The following is a 24598-nucleotide window of genomic DNA, read 5'->3' as shown; positions in this document are numbered from 1 at the left end:
TTCAAATAGGTGCCGTCCGTCTCGGGTCACCTCGCTGTGGCATTGCCACGCTGCGGCTTCTAGCATCAGCTGCGCGCCCCGACAGGGGCAGAGTGTCCGGAGGTCGTCCCATCATGAAAGCGTCGCCATGAGCCTCGCCATCGCGCTGCTGGCGCTCGGATTCCTGATGCTCGTCGCCTATCGCGGCTTCAGCGTCATCCTGTTCGCTCCGGTGGCGGCCCTTCTCGCCGTGCTCCTCACCGATCCGTCCGCCGTGCTGCCGGTCTTCTCGGGCCTGTTCATGGAGAAGATGGTCGGCTTCGTGAAGCTGTACCTGCCGGTCTTCCTCCTCGGGGCTGTGTTCGGCAAGGTCATCGAACTGTCGGGGTTTTCACGGTCGATCGTCACCGCCGTCATCGATCTCGTCGGTGCGCGGCGCGCCGTGCTCTCCATCGTGCTGGTGTGCAACCTGCTCACCTATGGCGGCGTCTCGCTCTTCGTCGTGGTGTTCGCGGTCTATCCCTTCGCGGCGGAAGCCTTCCGCCTCAGCGACATCCCGAAGCGCCTCATCCCCGGCACCATCGCGCTGGGCGCCTTCTCCTACACGATGGACGCGCTGCCCGGCACGCCGCAGATCCAGAACATCATCCCCACCACCTTCTTCGGCACCAACACCTGGGCCGCCCCCTGGCTCGGACTGATCGGCGCCGCCTTCATTCTCGTCCTCGGGGTGGCCTATCTCGACCGCCGCATCGCCTCGGCCAAGGCGAAGGGCGAGGGCTACGGCAGCGGCCACACCAACGAGCCCGCGCCCGTCGCCGACGAAGCCCTGGCCCATCCGCTGATCGCGCTGCTGCCGCTCCTCGTGGTGGGAATCGCGAACCTCGCCTTCACCGCCCTGATCCCGCGCCTCTACGGGGCGAAGACCGAGACCATGCTGGCGGGCCTCGACAAGCCGATCGTCACCACCCTCTCCTCCGTCACCGCGATCTGGGCGGTGGAGCTCGCCCTGCTCGCCGGCATCCTCACGGTCTTCGTCTTCGCCTGGAGGCCGGTCTCGAAGAGCTTCGCCGAGGGCAGCCGCGCGGCGGTGGCGGGCTCGCTCCTAGCAGCCATGAACACCGCCTCCGAATACGGGTTCGGCGCCGTCATCGCGGCCCTGCCGGGCTTCATCGTCATCCGCGAGGCGCTGTCGGCCATTCCCAACCCGCTGGTGAACGAAGCGGTGACGGTGACCGCGCTCGCGGGCATCACCGGCTCGGCCTCCGGCGGCCTGAGCATCGCGCTCGCGGCCATGTCCTCCACCTTCATCGCGGCGGCGCAGGCGGCCAACATCCCCATGGAGGTGCTGCACCGGGTGGCCGCCATGGCGAGCGGCGGCATGGACACGCTGCCCCATAACGGCGCCGTCATCACCCTGCTCTCGGTGACCGGCCTCACCCACCGCCAAGCCTATGCCGACATCTTCGCCATCACCGTGCTCAAAACGAGCGCGGTGTTTCTCGTGATCGGGGTCTATTACCTGACCGGGCTTGTCTGATCGCGAGGACGGGGAGCGCGCCGCTATACGCCCGCGCTCCATTCCAGGGGCAGCGTCGCCGGGGCGCCTCCTCGTCCCCGACCGCACCTACCGGCACGCCTATGCCGACAATTTCGCGATCGCCGTGATCGGGCCGGGCGCGCTGTTTCATATCATCGGGACCGATCGCCCGACCGGGCCGGTCCGATTCCGGGGCAGCCGCATCCCGATCGCGGGCATTCTGGACTTTTCCAGCGAACCGGCGACCAATGCCGCGGCATCCGATGCGACAGGAGCCTTCGATGGATCGCCGACATTTCCTGACACTCACGGCCGCCGGGGCGGTGGTCCCGCTCATGCGGAATGCGGCCATGGCGGCCTCGCTGGCACCGCCGGCGCGCAACGTGGTGCTCGTGCACGGCCTGTTCGCCGACGGGTCGTGCTGGTCCGAGGTCATCGCGCGGCTGCAGGCGGCGGGCCTCGCGGTCACCTCCGTGCAGAACCCGCTGACCACGCTCGATGAGGCGGTGGCCTCGGTGCAGCGGGTGCTGGCGCGGCAGGATGGCCCCACCGTGCTCGTCGGGCATTCCTTCGCCGGCATGATCGTCTCCGAAGCCGGCATCGACCCGAACGTGTCGGCCCTGGTCTACGTGGCGGCACGCGCGCCGGATGCCGGAGAAGATTACGCGGCCCTGGCGAAGACCTTTCCGACGCCCCCCGCCTCGGCGGGGATCGTCTTCGACGGCGAGTACGGGCGCCTCGGCGAGGCGGCGTTCCTGCGCGACTTCGCCGGCGATCTTCCCGAGGCGAAGGCGAGGGTACTCTACGCGGTGCAGCAGCCTTTCGCGAAGGCGCTGCTCGCGGGCAAGACCCGTCATGCGGCCTGGCGGTCGAAGCCGAGCTTCTACGCCGTCTCCAGCGAGGACCGGACGATCGATCCCGATCTCGAACGCTTCATGGCCAAGCGGATGGGCGCGACGACGATCGAGGTGAAGGCGAGCCACCTGTCGCTGATCTCCCAGCCGGACACGATCGCGAGACTCATCCTGGACGCCGCCGGACAACCCTGAGGGAGCGCGCGAGGGCAGGGCGCGTCGAGCGCCCGGAACTCCGTTTGCCGGCAGCCGAGACCTGCCCTATCGTTCGAACCGGCGATGCTGGATGGTCGCCGAGACAGGAGAGGTCGCATGGCATTCTTCATCGGGATCGCAGGCCCCTGGCTCGTTCTCGCCGTCCTCGACCTCATGGCGATTCGCCGCGATCAGGAGACGTCCCGCATCCCGTGAGACGCCCTAGCCGTCCGAGCGGTCCGCGTTCTCGACGATTCTCAGGGTGAGTTGCGTGAACGGCCTGATCTCCCAGGCCGGGCCTGCATTGAACATCATCACCACCCGGCGGCGATCCAGAACCTCGAAGGCGGGGAGGTGGGGTTCCGGCTGGAAGACGAGCCCCGCGATGACGGCGGGATCGTAATCCGCCGGCCTGATCCAGACGATCTCTTCCATGGGAAGTTGCCAACTCCCTCCGCAGTTGCCGGGGACACGAAACGCTCAAGCTTGTTAAGCGCGCGCCGTGCGGTGATTCGCAACCGCCATGCCGCGAAATTCGCACAGGGCGTGAACCCTATCCCGGTCTCGGCGCGGATCCGGGTCGCGGCGGTGGACGCCGACGCGCCGTCCCCCCTCGATCGGAGGGGCGGCCCCTTGCTCCTCGCGGGCGGCAGCTTATGTCGCCTCCATCGAACGGGGTGAGGAGTGACGACGATGCCCAAGGCAATCCGGGTCTACGAATACGGCGAGCCCGAGGTGATGCGCTACGAGGAGGTGGCGGTCGGCGAGCCCGGTCCAAACCAGATCCGCGTCCGGCAGACGGCCATCGGCGTCAACTTCATCGACATCTACTTCCGCTCGGGTGCCTACAAGGCGCCGCAGCTTCCCTTCACCCCCGGCAACGAGGGCGCGGGCGAGGTCACCGCCATTGGCGAGGGCGTCACCGGCTTCCGGGTCGGCGAGCGGGTGGCCTACGGCTCGGCGTCCGGCACCTATGCCGAAGAGGTGGTGATCAATGCGAGCGCGGCGGTGCATCTCGCCGACGGGGTCGACGACGCCACCGCCGCCGCGATGATGCTGAAGGGCCTCACCGCCGAATACCTGCTGCACCGGACCTGCCCGGTGAAGCCCGGCGACACGATCCTGTTCCACGCCGCCGCCGGCGGCGTCGGGCTCATCGCCTGCCAATGGGCCAAGCATCTCGGCGCCACCGTCATCGGCACGGTGGGCTCGGCCGAAAAGGCCGAACTGGCGCGCGCCAATGGCTGCGACCACGTCATCCTCTACCGCGACGAGGACTTCGCCGCCCGGGTGAAGGAGATCACCGACGGGCGTGGCGTGCGCGTCGTCTATGACGGCGTCGGCAAGGACACCTTCCCCGCCTCCCTCGACTGCATCGCTCCCCTCGGGATGTTCGTGAGCTTCGGCTCCGCTTCCGGCCCGGTCGAGAATTTCAACATGGCTCTGCTCGGCCAGAAGGGCTCGCTCTTCGCCACGCGGCCCTCGCTCTTCGCCCATGCCGGGACGCGGGCGACCCTCGATTCCATGGCCGAGAACCTGTTCGGCGTCGTGGCGAGCGGTGCGGTGAAAATCCCGGTCCATGCCCGGGCGAAACTCGCCGACGCGGTGCAGGTGCACAAGGATCTGGCCGGACGCCAGACCACCGGTGCCACCGTGATGATCCCGTGATCCCGGGATACGGTGATCCAAGGGTCCGATAATCCAAAGGTCCGGTGATCCTCGGATCACGTCAGGTCGGGGGCGTTTCGAACCATGCCGTCAAGACGTCTGCCGCCGGGCGAGCGCGACCTCCTCCTCGTGGTCGACGTGCAGGAGGATTTCCTGCCCGGCGGGGCGCTCGCCGTACCGGGCGGCGATGCGGTGATCGAACCGATCAACCGCCTCGCCGCCTTGTTCCCTCACGTGGTCCTGACCCAGGACTGGCACCCGGCCGGGCATGTCTCCTTCGCTTCCAGCCATGCCGGACGAAGGCCCTTCGAGACCGTGGATCTGGCCTATGGCCCGCAGGTCCTGTGGCCGGACCATTGCGTCCAGGGTTCCACCGGCGCGCGCCTCTCGGCCGAACTTCACGCCGATTGGGCCGAGCTGGTGATGCGCAAGGGCTACCACTTTCATACCGACAGCTATTCGGCCTTCGTCGAGGCCGACCGGGTCACGCAAACGGGGCTCACCGGCTATCTGCGCGAGCGCGGGTTCGAGCACATCTATCTCACCGGCCTCGCCACCGATTACTGCATCCTCTGGAGCGCGCTCGATGCCCGCAAGGCAGGCTTTGCCGTCACCATCATCGAGGATGCGGTGCGGGGGATCGATATCGACGGATCGGTGGAGCGCGCCTGGGCGACGATGGCGGCAGCGGGAGTCGATCGGATCGAGAGTGCGGCTCTCAGTGACGCGCGGCCGTCAGAGCCATATCCATAGAGACCGGTCGGAAGGGGGCTATGCGGCTCCCTTCCATCGGATCATGCCCGCCTGTCGGCGCTACACCGCGCTGCCGTAGAGATCGTAGGCGTCGGCCCGCTCGATCTTCACGGTGACGATGTCGCCGACCCGCAGCGGGCGGCGCGAGGTGACGTGGACGTTGCCGTCGATCTCCGGCGCGTCGTATTTCGAGCGGCCCTTGGCGACGCCGCCCTCGACCGCGTCGATGATGACGGGCAGGCGCTTGCCCACGCGGGCCTTCTGCAGGCGGGTGGAGACAACGGCCTGCGCCTCCATGAAGCGGCGCTTGCGCTCGGCCTTGAGCTCGGGCGGCACGAGATCGCCGAGGCCGTTGGCCACCGCGCCGCCCACGGGCTCGTACTCGAAACAGCCGACGCGCTCGAGCTTGGCTTCGCGGATCCAGGTGAGCAATTCCTCGAACTCGGCCTCGGTCTCGCCGGGGAAGCCAACGATGAAGGTCGAGCGGATGGCGAGATCGGGGCAGATCTCGCGCCAGCGCCGGATGCGCTCCAGCTGCTTCTCCTGGTTGCCCGGCCGGCGCATCCGCTTCAGCACCGAGGGCGAGGCATGCTGCAGCGGCATGTCGAGATAGGGCAGGATCCGGCCCTCCGCCATCAACGGGATGACGTCGTCCACGTGCGGGTAGGGATAGACGTAGTGCATCCGCACCCAGGCACCGAGCTCACCGAGTTCGGCGGCGAGATCGTAGAACTTGGCCCGCACCTCGCGGTCGCGCCAGGGACTCGTGGCGTAGCGGATATCGACGCCGTAGGCGCTGGTATCCTGCGAGACCACCAGCAATTCCTTGACCCCGGCCTTCACCAGCTTCTCGGCCTCGCGCAGCACGTCGCCGGCCGGGCGGCTGACGAGATCGCCGCGCAGGGACGGGATGATGCAGAAGGTGCAGCGGTTGTTGCAGCCCTCGGAAATCTTCAGATAGGCGTAGTGGCGCGGGGTGAGCTTCACCCCCTGCGGCGGCACCAGATCGAAGAACGGATCATGCGCCGGGGGCACCGCCTCATGCACCGCCGCCACCACCGATTCGTAGGCCTGAGGCCCGGTGACGGCGAGGAGATTGGGATATTTCTCGCGGATCTCGTCCGGCTGCGCGCCCATGCAGCCGGTGACGATGACCCGGCCGTTCTCGGCCATGGCCTCGCCGATGGCAGAGAGCGACTCGGCCTTGGCCGAATCGAGGAAGCCGCAGGTGTTGACGATGACCACGTCCGCCCCGTCATGACGGCGGGCGAGTTCGTAACCCTCCGCGCGCAGATGCGTGAGAATGCGCTCGGAATCCACCAGCGCCTTGGGGCAGCCGAGGGAGACGAACGAGATCCTTGGCGCGATCTTCGGAGCGGCTTTCGCCGGAGGCAGGATGGAGGCGGGTTCGGTCATGGTCGCTCGTCGGTCGCGGTCGAGGGGAAGCTCGACCGGCCGTGAATCTCAGGGTGCGAAGGGTGCCGTGTCCCTATACGCCGATCCGCGACAGGTTGCGAGGGCGGCGGTTCGGGCCACCATGCCGCCAGCCTCCACGGCCCATGCAGCCCGCGCGGCTTCCGTCGAACCGCGACCCGTGTCACCTGTGGCGCACCATCAGGAAACCATGCCGCAGGAGGGGCCCGTGTCCCCGCCCGCGCCAAGCTCTTAAGTCCGACAGCATCATGTGGACCCGCGAGATCCCCTTCATCGATCCCGTCGCGGCGGCGGACGCGCTCTCGGCCCTGCCGGGGCTTGCCTTCCTCGACAGCGCCATGCGCCACGAGACCCTGGGGCGCGTCTCGATCGTGGCCGCCGACCCGTTCGGGCGGTTCCGCTACGGCCGGGGCCGCGCCACCCTCGACGGACGCCCGCTCGACGGGTCGGGCCTCGAGGCCCTGCGCGCCTGCCTCGCGCCCTATCGCCTGGCAGCGGACGAGGCGATCGGCTTTCCCGGCGGGGCCATCGGCTATTTCGCCTACGATCTCGGCGCTTCGCTCGAACGGGTGGTGCTGCCGGCCCGCCGGGCGGATCTCACCGACGACATCGCCTTCAACCTCTACGACACGCTCCTCTCCATCGACCACGATCGCGGCACCTGCCGGCTCATCGCCAACGGCTTCCCGGAGCGGACGGACGCCGCGCGGTCGGTGAGGGCGCGGGCGCGCCTCGACCATTTCGCGGAGTTACTGGGAACCGGACGGCGCGAATCCCCGGCACGGGAGAAGGCCGCGCCCCTCGCCTGGCGCTCCAACTTCACCAGGCAATCCTACGAGGCCGCCGTCGAGCGCGTGCGCGACTACATCCGGGCCGGCGACATCTATCAGGCCAACATCGCCCAGCGCTTCGAAGCCGCCTTGCCGCCGGGCTTCGACGCCTTCTCGCTCTATCACCGCCTGCGCGAGACCAACCCGGCGACCTTCGGCGCCTACCTGTCCTTCGAGAATCTCACCATCGCCTCGAGCAGCCCCGAGCGGTTCATGAAGCTGCAGGGCAGGGCGGTGGAGACCCGGCCGATCAAGGGTACCGTGCGCCGGGTGGAGGATCCCGCCGCGGACCGGGCTCTCGGCGAGGCGCTCCAGGCCAATGTGAAGGAGCGTGCCGAGAACATCATGATCGTCGATCTCCTGCGCAACGACCTCTCGCGCATCTGCGAGCCGCACAGCGTGGCGGTGCCGGTCCTGTGCGGGCTCGAATCCTACGCCTCGGTCCACCATCTCGTCTCGGTGGTGACGGGGACCTTGCGCGAGGGCCACGACGCCATCGACCTCATCGCCGCCACCTTCCCCGGCGGCTCGATCACCGGCGCGCCGAAGCTGAGGGCGATGGACATCATCACCGAGATCGAAGGCGACGCGCGCGAACTCTATTGCGGGGCGATCGGCGCCCTCGGATTCGACGGCGCCCTCGACACCTCCATCGCCATCCGCACCGTGTTCATGGACGAGACGCGGGCCGTGCTCCAGGCCGGAGGAGGGGTGACGCTGCTCTCCGACCCGGCCGCCGAATACGAGGAGACGCTGACCAAGGCGGCGCGGGTCTTCGCCGCCTTCGAGCAGGACCAGGACGCGGATAAGGACCAAGCCCCGCTCAAGGACCAAGCCCCGCACAAGGATCGGGATCGCGACCGGGGCGAGGCGCCATGATCCTCGTCATCGACAATTACGATTCCTTCGTCTTCAACGTGGTGCGCTACGTGGAGGAACTCGAGCAGGATGTCAGGGTGATGCGCAACGACGCCGTCGACGTCGCCGGCATCCGGGCGCTCGCCCCCGATGCGCTGATTTTCTCGCCCGGCCCCTGCACTCCCACGGAAGCGGGCGTGACCCTGCCCGCAATCGAGGCCCTGTCCGGCGAGATCCCGATCCTCGGCGTCTGCCTCGGCCATCAGGCCATCGGCGCGGCGTTCGGCGGCAGGGTCGAGCGAGCGGCGCGTCCGCTCCACGGCCAGGCGACCGCGATCCGCCATGACGGCGCGCGCCTGTTCGCGGGCCTGCCCAACCCGATGCAGGTCGGGCGCTACCATTCCCTCATCGTCACGCCGCGTCCGGGCATGGACGAGACCCTCGTCGTCGACGCGGTCTCGGGGGAGGGCGAGGTGATGGCCCTGTCGCACCGGCATCACCCGACTCTCGGGGTGCAGTTCCACCCGGAATCGGTGCTGACCGAGAACGGCCACGCGGTGTTCGGCAACTTCCTCGACCTGGCGCGCCGGTGGAGGGGGAGGCGCGATGCTGTGGTTTGAGGGCGCCCTCCACGAGGGAACGCGACACGGTTTCGACCTCGCCGACCGCGGCCTGACCCTCGGGGACGGGATCTTCGACACCGCCCTCTGCCTCGGCGGCAGCATCGCCTTTCACGAAGCGCATCTCACCCGCCTCGCCGCCTCGGCAGAGCATCTCGGCTTTGCCATCGACGCCGAGGCCGTGGGGGAGGCGATGGGACGCATCGCCGCCGCCATCGGCGACGGCACGATCCGCACCACGGTGACCCGCGGCTCGGGCCCGCGCGGCCTCCTCCCGCCGGAGCCGGCGCGGCCGAACTGGTGGATCGGCGCGGCGCCGCGCCAAGCCGGATCGGGCTTCGCGCCGGTCTCCCTGTATCCGAGCGACATCCGCCGCAACGAGACCTCGCCCGGCTCCGCCATCAAGACGCTAGGCTATCTCGACGCAGTGCTCGCCGCCCGCGAGGCGAGGGTGCGGGGCTTCGGCGAGGCCCTGTTCCTGAACACGCGGGGCAACCTCGCCTGCGCCGGGACCGGCAACCTCTTCGCCATCCGGGAAGGGCGCCTCGTCACCCCGCCCCTCTCCGACGGCGTGCTGCCCGGCATCGTCCGCGCGCGCATTCTCACCCTGGCCGGAGCGCTCGGCCTCGCCGGCGAGGAGCGCTCCCTCACCCTCGACGAAGCCCGCGCGGCCGAGGCCGTCTTCATGACCAATTCCCTGCGCTGTCTTTCTCCGGTGACCGCGATCGGGACGACGAGCTATCCCATGGCCCATGAGGCCGTCGCCGCGTTGAGCAAGGCTCTTCGCGGGCTCGTCGCCGAGGAATGCGGCGTCGCGCCGGAATTGCCGTGACGGTCCTGACGGGAGCTTTGCGAGGCCGCCTGCTCTCCCGCCTCGGGCTCGTCGCCCTCTACGGCATCGTCGGAATCGTCCACCTCGTCGCCGCCGACAAATTCCTGCCGATCATGCCGGATTGGGTGCCCTGGCCGAGACAGGTCGTCATCCTGACCGGATGCTACGAGCTCGCCTGCGTGGCGGGGCTTCTGTTCGAACGAACCCGCAAAGTGGCCGGTTACGCCCTGGCCGCCTACGCGATCTGCGTGTTTCCGGCCAATATCAAACACGCCGTCGAGGGGATTTCCGTGCCCGGCCTGCCCGAGAGCTGGTGGTATCACGGCCCCCGTCTCGCCCTGCAGCCCGTCATCGTCTGGTGGGCGCTCCATGCCACCCATATCGTCGATTGGCCGTTCGGGCCGCGTCGAGGGCAGGGCATCGAGGGGACAGCGCCGAGGCCCTGAGAGCACCGGTCATGTCTCCGAGCGCTTCACCCGCTGCCAGGCTTCCTCCATGGCGGCCAGATCGGCCTCAGCGAGGCTTCCGCCATCGTCGGCGATCAACGCCGCCATGGCATGGAAGCGCCGCTCGAATTTGATATTCCCTTTTTTCAGAGAATATTCCGGATCTATTCCGGCATGGCGCGCGAGATTGACCACCGCGAACAGCAGGTCGCCGATCTCCTCGGCGAGATGATCCCGGTCATCGTGCCGGAGGGCGTCGGCCACCTCATCGACCTCCTCGCGGATCTTGGCGATCACGGATTCCGCATCCGCCCAGTCGAAGCCATGGCGAGCGGCATTGCGGCTGATCTTCTCGGCTCGGGTGAGGGCGGGGAGCGCCTTGGCGATACTTCCGAGAAGATCCTTCCCTTCCCCGGCCCCCCGTTCGGCTGCTTTCGACAGGCTCCATTGGGCGTCCAGTTCATCGAGGCTCAGACGAGACGGTCCATCGGGCAACAACGATCCATCGGCCGTGAAGACGTGCGGGTGGCGTCGGATCAGCTTGGCGCAGATCGCGCGGACGACGTCGTCGAAGGCGAAACTCCCGCTCTCCTGCGCCACCTGCGCCTGGAACACGACCTGGAGGAGAAGGTCGCCGAGCTCTCCCTTCAACTCGTCGAGATCCCCACGCTCGATCGCATCCACCACCTCATACGCCTCCTCCAGCGTGTAGGGCGCGAGGGTCTGGAGCGTCTGGACCTGATCCCAGGCACAGCCGCGTTCGGGATCGCGCAGGGCTGCCATCAACCGCAGCAGGGTTTCGATCGGCTGTTGCGACGTCACGGGCTCACCAGGCTTCGAGTGGGATCAACTGAAGCGAGAGGTAGGCCAAGCGCTGCCTTATCCTCAACCCGGTCGTCCTCACCCCATCTGTGCCGAACCTGTTGATGAGGAGGGTAGAAATTCTGGAAATTCCAAAAATCACCATCAAAAATCGGGGTGTCCGGCAAAGCGGACGAGCCTCACAGGCGATAGGAAAGATATCAGTAACGTCTTTTTAGAGAGTCATTTCAGCAAGTTATATGGGAAGCCGAATTTCCCCGTCCGTGCAGAGGGTTGATGCCTGTTCGCGTATCGAACTCTGCGCGCTGGCGTATGGAAGTCTGCGTCGACCCGTACCCGATTCTGCGCCGTGCCGGCTTAGTTCCGTATGAGATTCTGCGTCGATCCGTATGGAATTCTGCGGGGAGAACGGTGTTTGCCGGTGAAGTGCGGGGATAGTCCGGAATGCGGGCCCGTATTGAACTCTGCGTCGTCTCCGGAAATCGTTTTCGCTAGGCCCGGTGAGTCCATTGTCGGAACGACGCCGGATGGCCAGGGGCCGGCCGTGGATTGTCGGGATAAGATCCGGCGCCACCGACTCCTGGCGCCGGAATCATGCGATGGCGGACAGTCAGAGGTCGGGAATGCCGGTATCGATGAACGTCATGGGGATCGAGGAGAAGCTCGCCCAGATCCGTGATCCCGACCTTCTCGAGGAGGTCGCGGCCGGTCGCGGCAGCTTCCTGTTCGGCAGCATCGTCGACCACATCCTGCATCGGCAGCGCGAGCGCGATGCCGAGACGGCGTCCCTGCGCCAGGCGGCCGACAAGCGCGGCGCGATGCCCCGCGACCAGCGCCGCCGCGACATGGTGCGCGAGGTCATCGAGAACGAACCGACCCTGCCGGAGAACCTGCAGCACATCCACAGCGTGCTCGCCCTGTGCGGCCTGCCCTATCGCGACCCCGGCGAAGCCCGTGAATTCTTCCGCGAATACGGGCGGAATTCCCTCAGCCTGCTCGCCGGACGGCTCAAGAACCCGGTCAATGGCGAGATGGAATTCCAGGGCCTGCCCTACGGCCCCAAGGCCCGCCTCGTCCTGCTGCATCTCTGCACCGAGGCGGTGCGCCAGCGCAGCCCGACCATCACCGTGGCCGACAGCCTGTCGGGCTTCATGAAGGAGATGGGGTTCGCCGTCACCGGCGGCGAGCGCGGCACGATCCGCCAGTTCAAGGAACAGCTCAACCGACTCGCCGCCTGCACCCTGCAGATCGGCCTGTGGGATGGCAGCGACAAGGCCAGCACCCTCAACGTGCCGCCCTTCCGCCAGCTCGACCTCTGGCTCTCGCATGGGGCGGGCGAGGGCCAGGTCTGGTCGAAGACCGTCCAGTTCCACCAGGATTTCTACGACAACCTGATCCAGCACGCCCTGCCGGTGGACATTCGTGCGGCCCGGGCCTTCGCCGGTTCGGCACGCAAGCTCGATCTCCTGTTCTGGCTCGGCTACCGCCTGCGCGTGCTGCAACGCCCGTTGCGGCTCACCTGGGCCAACCTGCACAGCCAGTTCGGCGCCGACAATGCCAGCATCCGCAGCTTCCGGCAGGCCTTCAAGGCCGACCTCGCCCATATGCAGGAGGTGTTTCCGAAGCTGCCCGTTTTCCTCGACGAGGCCGGCATGACCTTGCAGCCCGCCCACCCGAGCGCCCTGCTGGTGCCGCCCAAACTCGGCGGATCCAGATCCGGTGGATCGAAGCGCGCGCTCGCAGGCTAAGCACTCTTCCGCTGGCGGATTTAGAATATTCCATTCTATCGGGGAATATGATAGGTATTCCCATCTGCGGAATATTCTAAAGGTGTCAGCATGTTCCTGACGGAAATCGAGGCCGAGACGCGACTGCGCGATCTCCATCGCGAGCGCGCCCGGATCGAGCGGGCCATCGCCGATCTCACCCTCTTCCTCGATACCGGCCGTCAGCATTCCGGCGGCGGATCGGCGGCGGAGAGGGGTGACAGGCAGTTTCCTCCGCCTCCCGTCTCGATACCGTCGCAGGATGGCTCTCCCGAATCCGTCGCCGATCGTTCGCTGGCCCGGCGCGAGGGTCGTCTCCTGATGGATGCGGCCTGCGAGATCCTCGGCGATGCCGGTCGTCCGCTTCACGCCGCGGCGATCCTCGAGGGCCTGACCCTGCGCGGCCTGTCGGTTCCCGGTATCGATCCGGTGGCCGCCCTCAACACCCGGCTGTGGAAGCGCTCGGGTCCGGACGGCCCGTTCCAGCGCCTGGGCGACGCCGTCTATGCCCTCTCCGCCGGGCCCGATCCCGACGACGAGTGATCGCTGAAATTACTTCGTCTCCGTGAGACTCGCGATGATCTCCTCGCGCGCGGCCCGGGAGGCCGCGAACCGCAGGCGGGCGGCGGCGACCACCTCCGGCGAGGCGGTGTCGGGATGTCCCGCCGAGAAGGGCGGTGCCGGCGCGTATTCGAGCGCCAGCTGAATGGTCTCGGCTTCCATCCGGCCGGCGAGATCCGCCACGACGGCGAGGGCGAAATCGAGGCCTGCCGTGACCCCGCCGCCGGTGATGATCCGCCCGTCGCGCACGATGCGGGCATCGACGGGAATCGCGCCGAAGGCGGCGAGCAGGTCGAGGGCGCCCCAATGGGTCGTCGCCCGCTTGTCCTTCAGCAGGCCGGCCGCGCCGAGGACCAGGGCGCCGGTACAGACCGAGGTGACGAGGATCGGCCGTTCCGCCTGGCGTCGTATGAAGTCGAGCACGGCCACGTTCGTCATCAGCGCATTCACGCCGATCCCACCCGGAACGCAGAGCAGGTCGAGATCGGGGCAGTCGGCCAGATCCGTGGTCGGTGTCAGCGGCAATCCCGTGGCGCTGGTGACGGTGGCGCGGTTGAGCCCGACGAGATGGACGCGCGCGTGCCGCATCGAGGCGAAGACCTCGTAGGGCGCGGTCAGGTCGAGCTGCTGCACGCCCTCGAATGTCAGGAGGCCGATCTCGAAGCGGGTCTCTGGCTGGGGCATGGGCATCGTCTCCTCGACAACCGGGTCTGGACAGGGTGGAGGATATCGGCGCAGGGTCGTGGCCGACATGCCTGAAAACCCTCGCATCCTGCCAAATCCTAGGCCCTCGCATCCCCCGCTCGACGTGGTGATCTTGGCCTATCCGGCCGTGCAGCTCCTCGATGTCGCCGGCCCGCTCCAGGTCTTCGCCACTGCCAACGACCTCTCTGCCGATGCCGGCCGGCCGGCTCCTTATCGCGTCAGAATTGTGGCCGAGCGGGCCGGCGCCGTCACCACCTCTTCCGGTCTCGCGCTGGTGGCCGAAGGGCTGATCGCGGAATCCGATCCCGTCGACACGCTGATCGTCGCGGGCGGGCGAGGGGTCCAAGCTCTCCTCGATCAAGCCCAATTCGGTCATTCCGCCATCCTGTCCTGGCTCGTGAACCGGTGCGCGAAATCCCGTCGCGTCGCCTCGGTCTGTACCGGCGCCTTCCTTCTCGGCTCCACCGGGCTCCTCGACGGACGCCGCGTCGCCACCCATTGGACCCGCTGCGACGCGCTCCGCGCGCGCTATCCCGCGGCTCTGGTCGAGGCCGATCCGATCTTCATCCGCGACGGCGACCTCTGGACTTCGGCCGGGGTCACGGCCGGCATCGATCTCGCGCTGGCGCTGGTGGAGGACGATCTCGGGCGGGAGATGTCCCTGGCCGTGGCGCGCCACCTCGTCGTGTTCCTCAAGCGTCCCGGCGGGCAGGCGCAGTTCAGTGCCGCGCTCTCGCTTCAGGGCGGCGATGCCCGGTTCGGTCGCCTCCACGCCTGGATCGCCGAGAACCTCTCCGCCGACCTGACGATCCCCGCCCTCGCGGACCGGGCCGGAATGAGTCCCCGCAGCTTTGCGCGGCATTACCGCGCCGACACGGGCCGCAGTCCGGCCGAGGCGATCGAGGGTATCCGTTTCGAGGCCGCCCGCCGTCTCCTGGAGGAGACCGGCCTGCCGGCAAAACGCATCGCCGAACGCTGTGGCTTTGGCGCCGAGGAGACCCTGCGCCGCGTCTTCCTGCGCCGGATCCTGACCACGCCCGGCGATTACCGCCGTCGTTTCGCTGCTTTTGCGTGATCCTGGCAGCACTCGTCCGACGCGGGCGAATTTGACTTTCCCGCCCGCATCATCGACACCGCCGCCGGTCGCGGCATCGACCGATCGTCACTGGTCGATCGTCATGGGCTGACCGCCGGCTCGGAGCCGCCTCATGTCCGCCCCAACCCGTTCCGTCTCATGAGAACTGCCGATGCCGGACATGCCGTTCCGCGCGGTGACGCCGCCGGCGTCCTCGACAGGCTGATCGAGGTCGCCTCGGCGAGCCACGCCCGCGCCTGCGCCCTGCTCGTGGCCCTGTGCCTCGTCTGCTTCCTGCCGGGCTTCGTCTCGCTCCAGCCGATGGACCGGGACGAGCCCCGTTTCGCCCAGGCCTCGAAGCAGATGATCGAGACCGGCGACATCGTCGACATCCGCTTCCAGGGCGAGGCGCGGCACAAGAAACCGGTCGGCATCTACTGGGCGCAGAGCGCGGTGGTGAAGGGTGCCGAGGCGCTCGGGCTCGACCACGCCCGCACCACCATCGCCCTCTACCGCGTGCCCTCGCTGATCGGTGCGGTGCTCGCCGGCCTCCTGACCTACTGGGCGGCCCTCGCTTTCCTGCCGCGCCGGGGCGCGCTGCTCGCCGCCGCCCTGTTCTCCGCCTGCATCATGATCTCCGCCGAGGCGCGGCTCGCCAAGACCGATGCCCTGCTCACCGCCTGTTCCGTCGCCGCGATGGGAGCGCTCGCACGGACCTGGCTCGGGCGCGACCGTGGCCGGCCCGATCTCGCGACGGTGCTGATCTTCTGGTTCGCCTGTGCCGTCGGCATCCTGGTGAAGGGGCCGATGGTGCCGCTCTTCCTCGGCCTGGCCGCCGTCACCCTCTCGATCAAGCTGCGCTCGGGCCGCTGGCTGATGGGGCTGCGGCCGGGGCTCGGCCTGTGCCTCATCCTCGTCCTCGTCGCCCCCTGGTTCGTCGCCATCGCCTGGAAGAGCGGCGGCGCGTTCTTCGGCGAGGCGGTGGGGCACGACATGCTCGGCAAGGTCGGCGGAGCCGCCGAGAAGCACGGCGCGCCGCCCGGCACCTATCTCGTTGTGTTCTTCGCGACGTTCTGGCCGGGAGCGGCCTTCGCGGCGCTCGCCGCGCCCTTCGCCTTCGCCAACCGGCGCGACGATGCCGTCGCGTTCCTCATCGCCTGGATCGTCCCCGCCTGGATCCTGCTCGAGGCGGTCCCGACGAAGCTGCCGCATTACGTCCTGCCGCTGATGCCGGCGGTGGCGATCCTCACCCTTCTCGCCCTGGCGCGCGGCGCCCTCGACCCGGACAGGTGGGGAGCGAAGGCCATGGCCTCCCTGGTGGTGCTGATCCCGGTCGGGCTCACGATCGGCCTCGTCGCCGTCGCCTGGAACTTCGACCACGTGATTCCCGTGGCCGGGCTGCCGCTGCTTCTGGCGGCCTGCGCCGCCGCGATCCTCGCCTTCATCCTGTTCACGCGGCGCCTGCCCGAACGGGCCCTGGCCTGCGCCATCCTCGCCTCGGCCCTGCTCTCGCCGGCGGTGTTCGGCCTGACCCAGCCGGCGCTCGCCGCCTTGAAGGTGTCGCCGCGCCTCGCCGCCATCCGCGACGCGCTGCCCTGCGCCGCGCCGAAGGTCGCCAGCCTCGGCTACCGCGAGCCGAGCCTCGTCTTCCTCATCGGGACGGATCTCGCCATGCTGAATACCGGCGCCGAGGCAGCGGAGTTTCTTGCCGGAGGCGGCTGCCGCCTCGTCTTCGTCACCGAGCCCCTCATGGCCGAGTTCGGCCGGGCTGTGGCCAGCGATCGGGCTATCGTCCCGGTCGGCCGGGTCTCCGGCTTCAACATCAACAGCGGCCGGCGGATCGACCTCTCGGCCCATGCGGTGATCCCGTGACCCACACCGATCCAGATCCATCCCCGCGCCTCTCCATCATCGTCCCGGTGAAGAACGAGGCCGGCAACGTCGAGAGCCTCGTCACCGAGATCGCGCGCGCCTGTTCGGGCCTGACCCCGTTCGAGGCGATCTACGTCGATGACGGGTCCACCGACGCCACGGGCGCGGTCCTGGCCGATCTGCGCCGCACCCGGCCCTGGCTCCGCGTGGTTCGGCACGCCCGCAGCGGCGGGCAATCGGCCGCGATCCGCAGCGGCGTCGCCGCGGCCCGCGGCCCCATCGTCGCCACCCTCGACGGCGACGGCCAGAACGATCCCGCCTTCATTCCCGCCCTGGTGGCGGCCCTGGAGGAGGGCGGCCAGCGCACGGGTCTCGCCCAGGGCCAGCGCGTCGGCCGCAAGGACGGGCGGCTGAAGACCCTGCAATCGCGCATCGCCAACGGCGTGCGCGGCCGCATCCTCAAGGATGCCACCCGCGATACCGGCTGCGGCATGAAGGTGTTCCGCCGCGAGGTCTACCGGGCCTTGCCGTATTTCGATGCGCTCCATCGCTTCATGCCGGCCCTCGTCGCCCGCGAGGGCTACCGCGTGGTCCATGCCGACGTGGTCGACCGGCCGCGCTTCACCGGGCGCTCCAATTACGGGCTGTTCGACCGGCTCTGGGTCGGCCTCCTCGATCTCGCCGGCGTGTGGTGGCTGATCCGCCGCAAGCGGCCCTCGCCCGAGGCGGTGGAGATCGCGCCCGCGTCCGGTGGGGAGGTCTGACCCCATGCTGATGCATCTTTCCGAAGACCTGCGCGGCTACGCCTACGAGATCTTCGTCACCAAGTTCGACGGCTGGCTCGTCTTCGGCATCCTGGCGCAGCTGGTGTTCGGCGCCCGCTTCATCCTGCAATGGCTGGAAAGCGAGAAAGCGGGACGCAGCGTCATCCCCCTGTCGTTCTGGTTCCTCTCCATCGCCGGAGGCCTCATGACCCTGGTCTACGGGCTGGTGCGGCGGGAGCCGGTGCTCATCTTCGGGCAGGCCCTCTCGACCGGCATCTATCTGCGCAACGTCTCGCTGATCCTGAAGGAGAAGCGGCGCAAGCCCGAGTCGGACCCTGGGACAGACGTGGTCTCGTGACCCCGCTGCCGGATTTCTACGACGATCTCGACGCCAGCCTCGGCCATGTCTGGCGGCTCCTCGAAGACGGGCCGCGGCTGCGCCACAACGCCTTCCACATGCCGACCCTCGCCACGGTGGATGCGCGAGGCCGGCCGCAGGTCCGGACCATCGTCCTGCGCGAGGCGGATTCCCGGACCGGAACGCTGCGCTTCCATTGCGACCGCCGCTCGCGCAAGGCCGCCGAGATCGCCGCCACCGGCCGGGCCGCCCTGCACGGCTACGATACGCCCGGCAAGGTCCAGATCCGGATTTCGGGCCCGGCCGCCCTCCACACCGACGATGCCCTGGCGGAGGCGGCCTGGGCCGGATCTCTGGCGATGAGCCGGGTCTGCTACGGGGTTGAACCCGGCCCCGGATCCGAGCTCGCCTCGGGCGAGGCCTACACCCTGCCGGAGACCGATGAGGCCATCGCTGCCGGCCGGCCGAATTTCTGCGCGGCGGTCGTGAGTGCCGACGCCATCGAGTTCCTGTTCCTCGACCGGCGCGGACACCGCCGCGCCGCCTGGCGGCGGGACGGGGCGGTCTGGACGGGGACGTGGCTGGCGCCGTGAGAGACACCCTGCTCCTCCGCTGGGGGAGGAGAGGGAGGACCCGTCACATCGCCGCCCGCAACCTCGAAAATCCGGCATCGAGATCCGCCTGCAGGTCCGCCACCTCCTCGAGTCCGATATGGAAGCGCAGGCCCGGCCCGCCCGGCTCCCAGCGGGTGGCGGTGCGGTAGGTCCTGCAATCGAACGGGATGACGAGGCTCTCGAAGCCGCCCCAGGAAAACCCCATCCCGAACAGTTCGAGCCCATCGAGCATGGCCGCTACGGCCTTCGCCGGGGCCGGCCGCAGCACCACCCCGAACAGGCCGGACGACCCCGAAAAATCGCGCTTCCAGATGGCGTGGCCGGGATCCTCCGGCAAAGCGGGGTGGAGCACCCGCAGCACCTCCGGCCGCGCCTGGAGCCAGCGCGCCATGGCGAGTCCCTGGCGCTCGTGCTCGCGCAGGCGCAAGTTCATGGTGCGCAGGCCGCGCAGGGCCAGGAACGCATCCTCCGGCCCGGCGCACATGGCGAAATGCTCGAACGTGCGGTGGAGCGCCGGCCAGTACGCGGCATTGGCCGAGGTGAGGCCGAGCAGCAGGTCCGAGCCGCCGCTGAGATACTTGGTGCCCGCCTCCACCGCGATGTCGACCCCGCGCGCATGGGGCGGGAAGAACAGCGGCGTCGCCCAGGTATTGTCCATGATCACGGCGGCGCCGCGCGCATGGGCGACCTCCGCGATGGCGGGCACGTCCTGCATCTCGAAACTCTGCGAGCCCGGCGCCTCCACCAGCACCGCCTTGGTGTTCGCCTGCATCAGGTCGCCGATCCCGGCGCCGACGAGGGGATCGTAATAGGTCACCTCCACCCCGAAGCGTTTCAGCACCCCGTCGCAGAAGATGCGGGTGGGGCGGTAGGCGCTGTCGGTGACGAGGAGGTGGTCACCGGCGCTCACCACGCTCATCAGGGCGACGGTGAGGGCGGCGAGGCCCGACGGCGTCAGCACCGTGCCCTTCGCCCCGGCGAGTTCGCTCCAGGCCTCGGTGAGCGAATCCATCGTCGGGGAGCCGCTGGTGCCGTAATCGTAGCGCCCGCGCCGGTGCTGGAGGTCGTCATAGGTCGGGAACAGCACGGTCGAGCCGCGATAGATCGGCGTGTTGACGAAACCGTGCTGGGCGGATGGATCGCGGCCCGCATGGACGAGGCGGGTGGCCGGGCCGAAGCGGGACGGATCGCGGGGAGGGGTGTTCGACATGGAATCCGGTATGGGGGGAGGTCGGTTGCGCTGCAACCTCAGCCCGGCGAGCGTGGCAGCGTCAACCCCGTCCCCCGCCCCCGAAATCACGGCGTGGTCGGCTTGACCGCGGCGCCCGATCCTTTGCAATGCGCCCATGCGCATGACCCTCGCCCCCTTCCTCGGCGCTGCCCTCTTCCTCGCGGCCTCGCCGGCCTTCGCCCAGATTCAGCAGGGGCAGAATACCCTCGCCCAGGTGAAGGCCCGCGGGCATCTCGTCTGCGGCGTCAGCGGCGGGGTCGCCGGGTTCAGCATTCCCGACAGCCAGGGCCAGTGGCGCGGGCTCGACGTGGATTTCTGCCGGGCGCTCGCCGCGGCGATCTTCGACGATCCGGCCAAGGTGCGGTTCATTCCGCAATCCTCGGCCGCGCGCTTCACCGCGCTGCAATCGGGCGAGATCGACGTCCTCTCCCGCAACACCACCTGGACCCTGTCGCGGGACACAGCGGCCATGAACTTTCCCGTCATCACCTTCTATGACGGGCAGGGGTTCCTGGTGCGCAGGAGCCTGAACATCGGGTCGGTGAAGCAGCTCGACCGGGCGACGATCTGCCTGCAGCAGGGCACCACGACGGAGCTCAACCTCGCCGACTGGTTCCGCACGCGCGGCCTGACCTACCAGGTGGTCACCTTCGCCAATAGCGAGCAGACCCTCGGCGCCTACGAATCCGGCCGTTGCGACGCCTATTCCACCGACAAGTCCTCCCTCTACGGCGAGCGCCTGAAGACGGCGCATCCGGACGAGCACGTCATCCTCGACGAGGCGATCTCCAAGGAGCCGTTCGCGCCCGGCGTGCGCCAGGGCGACGACCAGTGGCGCGACCTCGTCGCCTGGACCCACTACGCTATGATCGATGCCGAGGAGGCGGGGATCTCCCAGGGCAATGTCGAGGCGTTGCGCACTTCCACCCTGAGCCCGGACGTGCGGCGCATCCTCGGCGTCGAGGGCAGATACGGCGAGGGCCTCGGCCTCACCACCGACTGGGCCTACCGGATCGTCCGCCATGTCGGCAATTACGGTGACGTGTTCGAGCGCAATGTCGGCGAGGGCACGCCCCTGAAGATCCCGCGCGGCCTCAACGCCCTGTGGACCCAGGGCGGCCTGCAATACGGGCCTCCGATCCGGTGAAGGGCCTCCCGGTACGGACCCCTCTTCCACGAGGGCGTCGGCATGGCTGAATCCCGCCGCTCCATCGGAATTCGCGCCCTCGCGCTCCAGGTCGTCCTCGTCGTCGCGGTGGCCGCCCTGATCTACGGCGCCTCCACCAATGCCGCGCAGAAGCTCGCCAAACAGGGCATCGTCGCCGGGTTCGGCTTCCTGTCGCGCAATGCCGGGTTCGACATCAGCCAGCGTCTGATCCCGTATCAGGCCGCGACCTCGACCTATCTCGACGCGTTTCTCGTCGGCCTCTTCAATACGCTGCTGGCCGCCGCCCTCGGCATCGTGCTCGCCACGCTGATCGGCTTCGTCGTCGGCATCGCCCGGCTGTCGCCGAACCTCCTCGCGCGCGGGCTTGCCGCGTCCTATGTCGAGGCCCTGCGCAACGTGCCGCTGCTGCTGCAGCTCCTGGTCTGGTACGTGGCGGTGCGGGTGGCCCTGCCTCAGGCCGAGGCGCCCGCGAGCCTCTTCGGGGCGGCCTTCGTCTCGCAGCGCGGCCTCGTCCTGCCGCGACCGGATTTTTCGGGGTTCGCCTGGCTGGTGCCCCTGGCGTTCCTCGCCGGCATCGTGGCCCTGCTCAGCCTGCGAAGACGGGCGCGCCTCGCCGCGGAGACCGGCCTGCCGCCGGTCCGGGTCTGGCTGCCGGGTATCGGCCTCGTTCTCGTCCTGCCGGGCCTCGCCTGGATCGGGCTCGCGCTCGCCGGCCATCCGGTCGTGCTCGCCTTTCCGGTGCGCGGCCCCTACGACGTCGAGGGCGGGCTGCCGATCCTGCCGGAATTCGCCGCCCTGGTCCTGGGGCTCTCAACCTATACCGCCGCCTTCATCGCCGAGATCGTCCGGGCCGGCCTGTCCAGCGTCGCGCGCGGGCAGGGGGAGGCGGCCGCCGCCCTGGGGTTGAGCCGGGGGCAGGCCCTGCGCCTCGTGGTGATCCCCCAGGCGATGCGGGCGATCGTGCCGCCGCTCACCAGCCAGTATCTCAACGTCACCAAGAACTCGTCGCTCGCTGTGCTGATCGGCTATCCCGACCTCGTCCACGTCTTCATGGGCACCGTGCTCAACCAGACCAACCAGGCGGTGGAGGTGGTGGCGATCACCATGGCGGTCTACCTCACGCTCAGCCTCGCCACGGCGTTCCTGATGAATCTCTACAACCGCCGCGTCACGATGGTGGAGCGCTGACGATGGAGCCGTTCGTCCGCGCCGAACTCGTCCCCTCGCGGGGCCCGCCGCGCGCCGTCGGCGGTCCCCTGGCATGGCTGCGCCGCAACCTGTTCTCGGGGTTCGGCAACACCCTGACGACGCTGGCGATCCTCGGATTCCTCGCCTGGGCCGTCCCCGCCGCCCTGCGTTTCCTCGTCCTCGACGCGGTCTGGACCGGCACGTCCGGCGAGGCCTGCCGGCCGGAAGTGGCGGGGCGCCCGGTCGGGGCCTGCTGGGCCTTCATCGCCGACAAGATCAACTACCTCGCCTACGGCTCCTACCCCGCCGCCGAACGCTGGCGCCCGAACCTCGCCTTCGCGCTTCTCGGGCTCGCCACCGGATGGATGCTCTGCCTCGGGGCGCCGCGCCGGGACCTCGGCGCGCTCTTCGCCTTCGTCGCCTTTCCCGTCTCCGCCTACCTGCTGCTCGCCGGTGCGCCCGCGCTCGGCCTCGCATCGGTGGCGACGGGGTTGTGGGGCGGCTTCCTCGTCACGATCGTGGTGGCCACGGTGGGGATCGTCGTCTCCCTGCCGCTCGGCATCCTGCTGGCGCTCGGGCGCCGCTCGACCATGCCGGTGGTGCGCGTGCTCTCCACCGCCTTCATCGAGTTCTGGCGCGGGGTGCCGCTGATCACGGTCCTGTTCATGGCCAACGTGATGCTGCCGCTGTTCCTGCCCGGCGACATCACCGTGGACCGCCTGCTGCGGCCCCTCGTCGGCATCGCGCTCTTCGCCTCCGCCTACATGGCGGAGGTGGTGCGCGGCGGTCTGCAGACCGTGCCGAAGGGACAGGCCGAGGCGGCGGCGGCGCTCGGCCTCGGCCATGCCCAGTCCCTGCGCCTCGTGGTGCTGCCCCAGGCGCTGAAAGTGGCCCTGCCCGGCATCGTCAACACGATCATCGGCCTGTTCAAGGACACGACGCTGGTCTCCATCGTCGGGATCGCCGATTTCATCCGCGTGCTGGAAGCCTCCCGCGCCGATCCGCGCTGGTCGGCTCCCACCATCCCGGCCACGGCCTACGCCTTCGCCGCGCTCGTCTATTTCACGGTGTGCTTCGGCATGGCGCGCTATGCCGGCTTCATCGAGCGGCGCCTCGCGGCGGGGGAGAGACGATGACGGCGAGGGTGGAAACCTTTGGATTGGCCGACACGATGACCGATGCGTCTCCCGCCGTCGCCCTGTCCGGCGTCAACAAGTGGTTCGGTGCCCATCACGTCCTGCGCGACGTCGATCTCACGGTCGCGCGGGGGGAGAAGATCGTCGTCTGCGGCCCGTCCGGCTCGGGCAAGTCGACCCTGATCCGCTGCGTCAACGGGCTCGAGGCGCATCAGGTGGGCACCATCCATGTGAATGACGTCGCGCTCACCGGGGAGCCGAAGAGCGTGGAGGCCGTGCGCCGCGAGGTCGGCATGGTGTTCCAGCACTTCAACCTGTTCGCCCACCTGACGGTGCTGGAGAATTGCACGCTCGCTCCCATCCACGTGAAGCGGATGGGGCGGGCGGCGGCCGAGGACCTGGCCATGGGCTACCTCGAACGCGTGCGCATCCCGCACCTGGCCGGCAAGTTTCCCGGCCAGATCTCGGGCGGTCAGCAGCAGCGGGTGGCGATCGCCCGCGCCCTCTGCATGAGCCCGAAGGTGATGCTGTTCGACGAGCCGACCTCGGCCCTCGACCCGGAAATGGTCAAGGAGGTGCTCGACACCATGGCCGAACTGGCGCGAGGCGGCATGACGATGCTCTGCGTCACCCACGAGATGGGCTTTGCCCGCGAGGTCGCCGACCGCGTGGTCTTCATGGACGAGGGCCAGATCATCGAGACCGCCCCGCCGGCCGAGTTCTTCGATCACCCCCGGCACGCCCGCACCAAGGCCTTCCTCAGCCAGATTCTGTGATCCGCCCGGTCCCTCGCGACGGGAGCAAGGGCGAGAAAATGGCACGGTCCGGCCGGGGCTGGCGGATCGGTTTCGTTAATGGCCTTGGTTTAAAACAGGTATTCAAGGTGTTGAGTATCTTCAGAAAGCGTATCGCGTGCGTATCTTGCGCTTCCTCGTCGTCGGTGGCGTCTTCGGCCTGAGCGTCCTGGCGATCGGCTTCGTCAGCGCCGACCGGCTGGCCCATCTCCCCACCGCCCCGGTGCCGCAGCTGGTGCGGGCGCCCGTCCCCAGCGAACCGCAGGACACGGGCTCGATCCCGTCCCTGCTCCAGAATGTGCCGGCCGAGCTCTCGACCACCGGCCCCGTGGCGCCCCGGCCGACCGGAGCGAGGCCCACCGGAGCGAAGCCGTCGCCCTCGTCCGCCGCCAAACCGTCCATGACGAAGACGGCCGCCCTGAAGCCCGCGCCGGCCAAGGCCAAGGGCATGGACGGGTTCGACACCGAACGCCTGAACGCGCTCCTGCGCGGCGACCCGATCACTCCGCCGCGCCGCTGATCCGCCGCCCGCGCC

Annotated in this window: 25 protein-coding genes; 20 read left to right on the top strand and 5 right to left on the bottom strand. The window is 68.8% G+C overall.

Going from position 1 to position 24598, the window contains the following annotated elements; translation table 11 throughout:
• Positions 1 to 127: 127 nt before the first annotated feature.
• Positions 128 to 1519: a GntP family permease gene (locus A3OK_RS0106080; protein WP_019904052.1), complete on the top strand. Its 1392-nt coding sequence runs from the start codon at positions 128 to 130 to the stop codon at positions 1517 to 1519.
• Between the two features lie 335 nt (positions 1520 to 1854).
• Positions 1855 to 2568 carry an alpha/beta hydrolase gene (locus tag A3OK_RS0106075; protein WP_245259415.1) on the top strand — a complete coding sequence of 238 codons (714 nt, stop codon included), beginning with the start codon at positions 1855 to 1857 and terminating at the stop codon, positions 2566 to 2568.
• Between the two features lie 222 nt (positions 2569 to 2790).
• Here A3OK_RS0106075 and A3OK_RS0106065 read toward each other — a convergent pair whose 3' ends face one another.
• A complete protein-coding gene (locus A3OK_RS0106065) occupies positions 2791 to 3003 on the bottom strand; it encodes a hypothetical protein (RefSeq protein ID WP_019904049.1) in 213 nt (70 codons plus the stop codon).
• Positions 3004 to 3261: 258 nt separating this feature from the next.
• On the opposite strand from A3OK_RS0106065, the gene A3OK_RS0106060 reads away from it, so the two are divergent.
• Together A3OK_RS0106060 and pncA are read left to right on the top strand one after the other, a co-directional pair.
• Positions 3262 to 4236, top strand: a complete 975-nt coding sequence (locus tag A3OK_RS0106060; RefSeq protein ID WP_019904048.1) for a quinone oxidoreductase — start codon at positions 3262 to 3264, stop codon at positions 4234 to 4236.
• 84 nt (positions 4237 to 4320) lie between these two features.
• Positions 4321 to 4989: a bifunctional nicotinamidase/pyrazinamidase gene (pncA, locus tag A3OK_RS0106055; protein ID WP_019904047.1), complete on the top strand. Its 669-nt coding sequence runs from the start codon at positions 4321 to 4323 to the stop codon at positions 4987 to 4989.
• 60 nt (positions 4990 to 5049) lie between these two features.
• On the opposite strand, the gene rimO is transcribed toward pncA, so the two are convergent.
• Complete coding sequence (gene rimO / locus A3OK_RS0106050; protein ID WP_019904046.1) at positions 5050 to 6405, bottom strand: 30S ribosomal protein S12 methylthiotransferase RimO; 1356 nt, start codon at positions 6403 to 6405, stop codon at positions 5050 to 5052.
• Positions 6406 to 6671: 266 nt separating this feature from the next.
• Between rimO and pabB the strand changes: the two genes are divergently transcribed.
• From pabB to A3OK_RS0106030, 4 genes are read left to right on the top strand one after another with little or no spacing between them, the layout of a single operon-like run.
• Entirely contained in the window at positions 6672 to 8132 is a 1461-nt protein-coding gene (pabB, locus tag A3OK_RS0106045) for an aminodeoxychorismate synthase component I (RefSeq protein ID WP_019904045.1), read from the top strand.
• A complete protein-coding gene (locus tag A3OK_RS0106040; RefSeq protein WP_019904044.1) occupies positions 8129 to 8731 on the top strand; it encodes an aminodeoxychorismate/anthranilate synthase component II in 603 nt (200 codons plus the stop codon). Before pabB ends, A3OK_RS0106040 begins: the two co-directional genes overlap by 4 nt.
• Positions 8718 to 9563 (top strand): aminotransferase class IV, encoded by an 846-nt coding sequence (locus tag A3OK_RS0106035; protein WP_019904043.1) that lies wholly within the window; start codon positions 8718 to 8720, stop codon positions 9561 to 9563. Before A3OK_RS0106040 ends, A3OK_RS0106035 begins: the two co-directional genes overlap by 14 nt.
• Positions 9560 to 10009, top strand: coding sequence for a DoxX family protein (locus A3OK_RS0106030; RefSeq protein ID WP_245259317.1), 450 nt, complete (start codon positions 9560 to 9562; stop codon positions 10007 to 10009). The genes A3OK_RS0106035 and A3OK_RS0106030 overlap by 4 nt, the downstream gene beginning before the upstream one ends.
• Positions 10010 to 10018: 9 nt before the next feature.
• Here A3OK_RS0106030 and mazG read toward each other — a convergent pair whose 3' ends face one another.
• On the bottom strand, positions 10019 to 10831 hold the full coding sequence (gene mazG / locus A3OK_RS0106025; protein ID WP_019904041.1) for a nucleoside triphosphate pyrophosphohydrolase: 813 nt from the start codon (positions 10829 to 10831) through the stop codon (positions 10019 to 10021).
• Positions 10832 to 11475: 644 nt separating this feature from the next.
• Here mazG and A3OK_RS0106015 point away from each other — a divergent pair.
• A complete protein-coding gene (locus tag A3OK_RS0106015; protein ID WP_036302595.1) occupies positions 11476 to 12579 on the top strand; it encodes a replication protein RepA in 1104 nt (367 codons plus the stop codon).
• 90 nt (positions 12580 to 12669) lie between these two features.
• On the top strand, positions 12670 to 13140 hold the full coding sequence (locus A3OK_RS0106010; protein ID WP_019904038.1) for a hypothetical protein: 471 nt from the start codon (positions 12670 to 12672) through the stop codon (positions 13138 to 13140).
• Positions 13141 to 13149: 9 nt separating this feature from the next.
• Here the strand turns inward: A3OK_RS0106010 and A3OK_RS0106005 are convergent, their stop codons facing one another.
• On the bottom strand, positions 13150 to 13848 hold the full coding sequence (locus tag A3OK_RS0106005; RefSeq protein WP_036302167.1) for a DJ-1/PfpI family protein: 699 nt from the start codon (positions 13846 to 13848) through the stop codon (positions 13150 to 13152).
• A gap of 61 nt (positions 13849 to 13909) precedes the next feature.
• On the opposite strand from A3OK_RS0106005, the gene A3OK_RS0106000 reads away from it, so the two are divergent.
• The 5 genes from A3OK_RS0106000 (at position 13910) to A3OK_RS0105980 (ending at position 18525) form a co-directional block, all read left to right on the top strand.
• Positions 13910 to 14938, top strand: coding sequence for a GlxA family transcriptional regulator (locus tag A3OK_RS0106000; RefSeq protein WP_155911960.1), 1029 nt, complete (start codon positions 13910 to 13912; stop codon positions 14936 to 14938).
• 159 nt (positions 14939 to 15097) lie between these two features.
• Complete coding sequence (locus A3OK_RS0105995; protein ID WP_019904035.1) at positions 15098 to 16810, top strand: glycosyltransferase family 39 protein; 1713 nt, start codon at positions 15098 to 15100, stop codon at positions 16808 to 16810.
• Complete coding sequence (locus A3OK_RS0105990; protein ID WP_019904034.1) at positions 16807 to 17574, top strand: glycosyltransferase family 2 protein; 768 nt, start codon at positions 16807 to 16809, stop codon at positions 17572 to 17574. The genes A3OK_RS0105995 and A3OK_RS0105990 overlap by 4 nt, the downstream gene beginning before the upstream one ends.
• Before the next feature lie 4 nt (positions 17575 to 17578).
• Positions 17579 to 17932, top strand: coding sequence for a lipid-A-disaccharide synthase N-terminal domain-containing protein (locus tag A3OK_RS0105985; protein ID WP_019904033.1), 354 nt, complete (start codon positions 17579 to 17581; stop codon positions 17930 to 17932).
• Positions 17929 to 18525, top strand: a complete 597-nt coding sequence (locus A3OK_RS0105980) for a pyridoxamine 5'-phosphate oxidase family protein (RefSeq protein WP_019904032.1) — start codon at positions 17929 to 17931, stop codon at positions 18523 to 18525. Before A3OK_RS0105985 ends, A3OK_RS0105980 begins: the two co-directional genes overlap by 4 nt.
• 43 nt (positions 18526 to 18568) lie before the next feature.
• On the opposite strand, the gene metC is transcribed toward A3OK_RS0105980, so the two are convergent.
• Positions 18569 to 19756 carry a cystathionine beta-lyase gene (gene metC, locus A3OK_RS0105975; protein WP_019904031.1) on the bottom strand — a complete coding sequence of 396 codons (1188 nt, stop codon included), beginning with the start codon at positions 19754 to 19756 and terminating at the stop codon, positions 18569 to 18571.
• 142 nt (positions 19757 to 19898) lie between these two features.
• Here metC and A3OK_RS0105970 point away from each other — a divergent pair, with 142 nt between their 5' ends.
• The 5 genes from A3OK_RS0105970 to A3OK_RS0105950 all read left to right on the top strand — a co-directional run bounded on the left by A3OK_RS0105970 (position 19899) and on the right by A3OK_RS0105950 (position 24583).
• On the top strand, positions 19899 to 20924 hold the full coding sequence (locus A3OK_RS0105970) for an amino acid ABC transporter substrate-binding protein (protein ID WP_155911959.1): 1026 nt from the start codon (positions 19899 to 19901) through the stop codon (positions 20922 to 20924).
• 42 nt (positions 20925 to 20966) lie between these two features.
• A complete protein-coding gene (locus A3OK_RS0105965) occupies positions 20967 to 22133 on the top strand; it encodes an ABC transporter permease subunit (RefSeq protein ID WP_019904029.1) in 1167 nt (388 codons plus the stop codon).
• A gap of 2 nt (positions 22134 to 22135) precedes the next feature.
• Positions 22136 to 23269, top strand: a complete 1134-nt coding sequence (locus tag A3OK_RS0105960) for an amino acid ABC transporter permease (RefSeq protein WP_019904028.1) — start codon at positions 22136 to 22138, stop codon at positions 23267 to 23269.
• Between the two features lie 35 nt (positions 23270 to 23304).
• Positions 23305 to 24045, top strand: a complete 741-nt coding sequence (locus tag A3OK_RS0105955) for an amino acid ABC transporter ATP-binding protein (protein ID WP_036302593.1) — start codon at positions 23305 to 23307, stop codon at positions 24043 to 24045.
• A gap of 136 nt (positions 24046 to 24181) precedes the next feature.
• Positions 24182 to 24583 carry a hypothetical protein gene (locus tag A3OK_RS0105950; RefSeq protein ID WP_026596981.1) on the top strand — a complete coding sequence of 134 codons (402 nt, stop codon included), beginning with the start codon at positions 24182 to 24184 and terminating at the stop codon, positions 24581 to 24583.
• Positions 24584 to 24598 lie beyond the last annotated feature (15 nt).

Source organism: Methylobacterium sp. 77 (assembly GCF_000372825.1).
GTDB lineage: Bacteria > Pseudomonadota > Alphaproteobacteria > Rhizobiales > Beijerinckiaceae > Methylobacterium.
The sequence above is the reverse complement of the archived record's forward strand: the minus strand, read 5'-3'. Positions and strand labels throughout refer to the sequence as shown.

Coding starts and splice junctions, on each gene's coding strand:
- A3OK_RS0106075 (WP_245259415.1), top strand. CDS start 1,855: ATGCGGAATGCGGCCATGGCGGCCTCGCTGGCACCGCCGGCGCGCAAC.
- A3OK_RS0105955 (WP_036302593.1), top strand. CDS start 23,305: ATGACCGATGCGTCTCCCGCCGTCGCCCTGTCCGGCGTCAACAAGTGG.
- pabB (WP_019904045.1), top strand. CDS start 6,672: ATGTGGACCCGCGAGATCCCCTTCATCGATCCCGTCGCGGCGGCGGAC.
- A3OK_RS0105960 (WP_019904028.1), top strand. CDS start 22,136: ATGGAGCCGTTCGTCCGCGCCGAACTCGTCCCCTCGCGGGGCCCGCCG.
- A3OK_RS0106005 (WP_036302167.1), bottom strand. CDS start 13,848: ATGCCCATGCCCCAGCCAGAGACCCGCTTCGAGATCGGCCTCCTGACA.
- metC (WP_019904031.1), bottom strand. CDS start 19,756: ATGTCGAACACCCCTCCCCGCGATCCGTCCCGCTTCGGCCCGGCCACC.
- A3OK_RS0106015 (WP_036302595.1), top strand. CDS start 11,476: ATGGGGATCGAGGAGAAGCTCGCCCAGATCCGTGATCCCGACCTTCTC.
- A3OK_RS0106010 (WP_019904038.1), top strand. CDS start 12,670: ATGTTCCTGACGGAAATCGAGGCCGAGACGCGACTGCGCGATCTCCAT.
- A3OK_RS0106035 (WP_019904043.1), top strand. CDS start 8,718: ATGCTGTGGTTTGAGGGCGCCCTCCACGAGGGAACGCGACACGGTTTC.
- A3OK_RS0105965 (WP_019904029.1), top strand. CDS start 20,967: ATGGCTGAATCCCGCCGCTCCATCGGAATTCGCGCCCTCGCGCTCCAG.
- pncA (WP_019904047.1), top strand. CDS start 4,321: ATGCCGTCAAGACGTCTGCCGCCGGGCGAGCGCGACCTCCTCCTCGTG.
- A3OK_RS0106065 (WP_019904049.1), bottom strand. CDS start 3,003: ATGGAAGAGATCGTCTGGATCAGGCCGGCGGATTACGATCCCGCCGTC.
- A3OK_RS0105995 (WP_019904035.1), top strand. CDS start 15,098: ATGAGAACTGCCGATGCCGGACATGCCGTTCCGCGCGGTGACGCCGCC.
- A3OK_RS0106000 (WP_155911960.1), top strand. CDS start 13,910: ATGCCTGAAAACCCTCGCATCCTGCCAAATCCTAGGCCCTCGCATCCC.
- A3OK_RS0105970 (WP_155911959.1), top strand. CDS start 19,899: ATGACCCTCGCCCCCTTCCTCGGCGCTGCCCTCTTCCTCGCGGCCTCG.
- A3OK_RS0106060 (WP_019904048.1), top strand. CDS start 3,262: ATGCCCAAGGCAATCCGGGTCTACGAATACGGCGAGCCCGAGGTGATG.
- A3OK_RS0106080 (WP_019904052.1), top strand. CDS start 128: ATGAGCCTCGCCATCGCGCTGCTGGCGCTCGGATTCCTGATGCTCGTC.
- A3OK_RS0105985 (WP_019904033.1), top strand. CDS start 17,579: ATGCTGATGCATCTTTCCGAAGACCTGCGCGGCTACGCCTACGAGATC.
- rimO (WP_019904046.1), bottom strand. CDS start 6,405: ATGACCGAACCCGCCTCCATCCTGCCTCCGGCGAAAGCCGCTCCGAAG.
- A3OK_RS0106040 (WP_019904044.1), top strand. CDS start 8,129: ATGATCCTCGTCATCGACAATTACGATTCCTTCGTCTTCAACGTGGTG.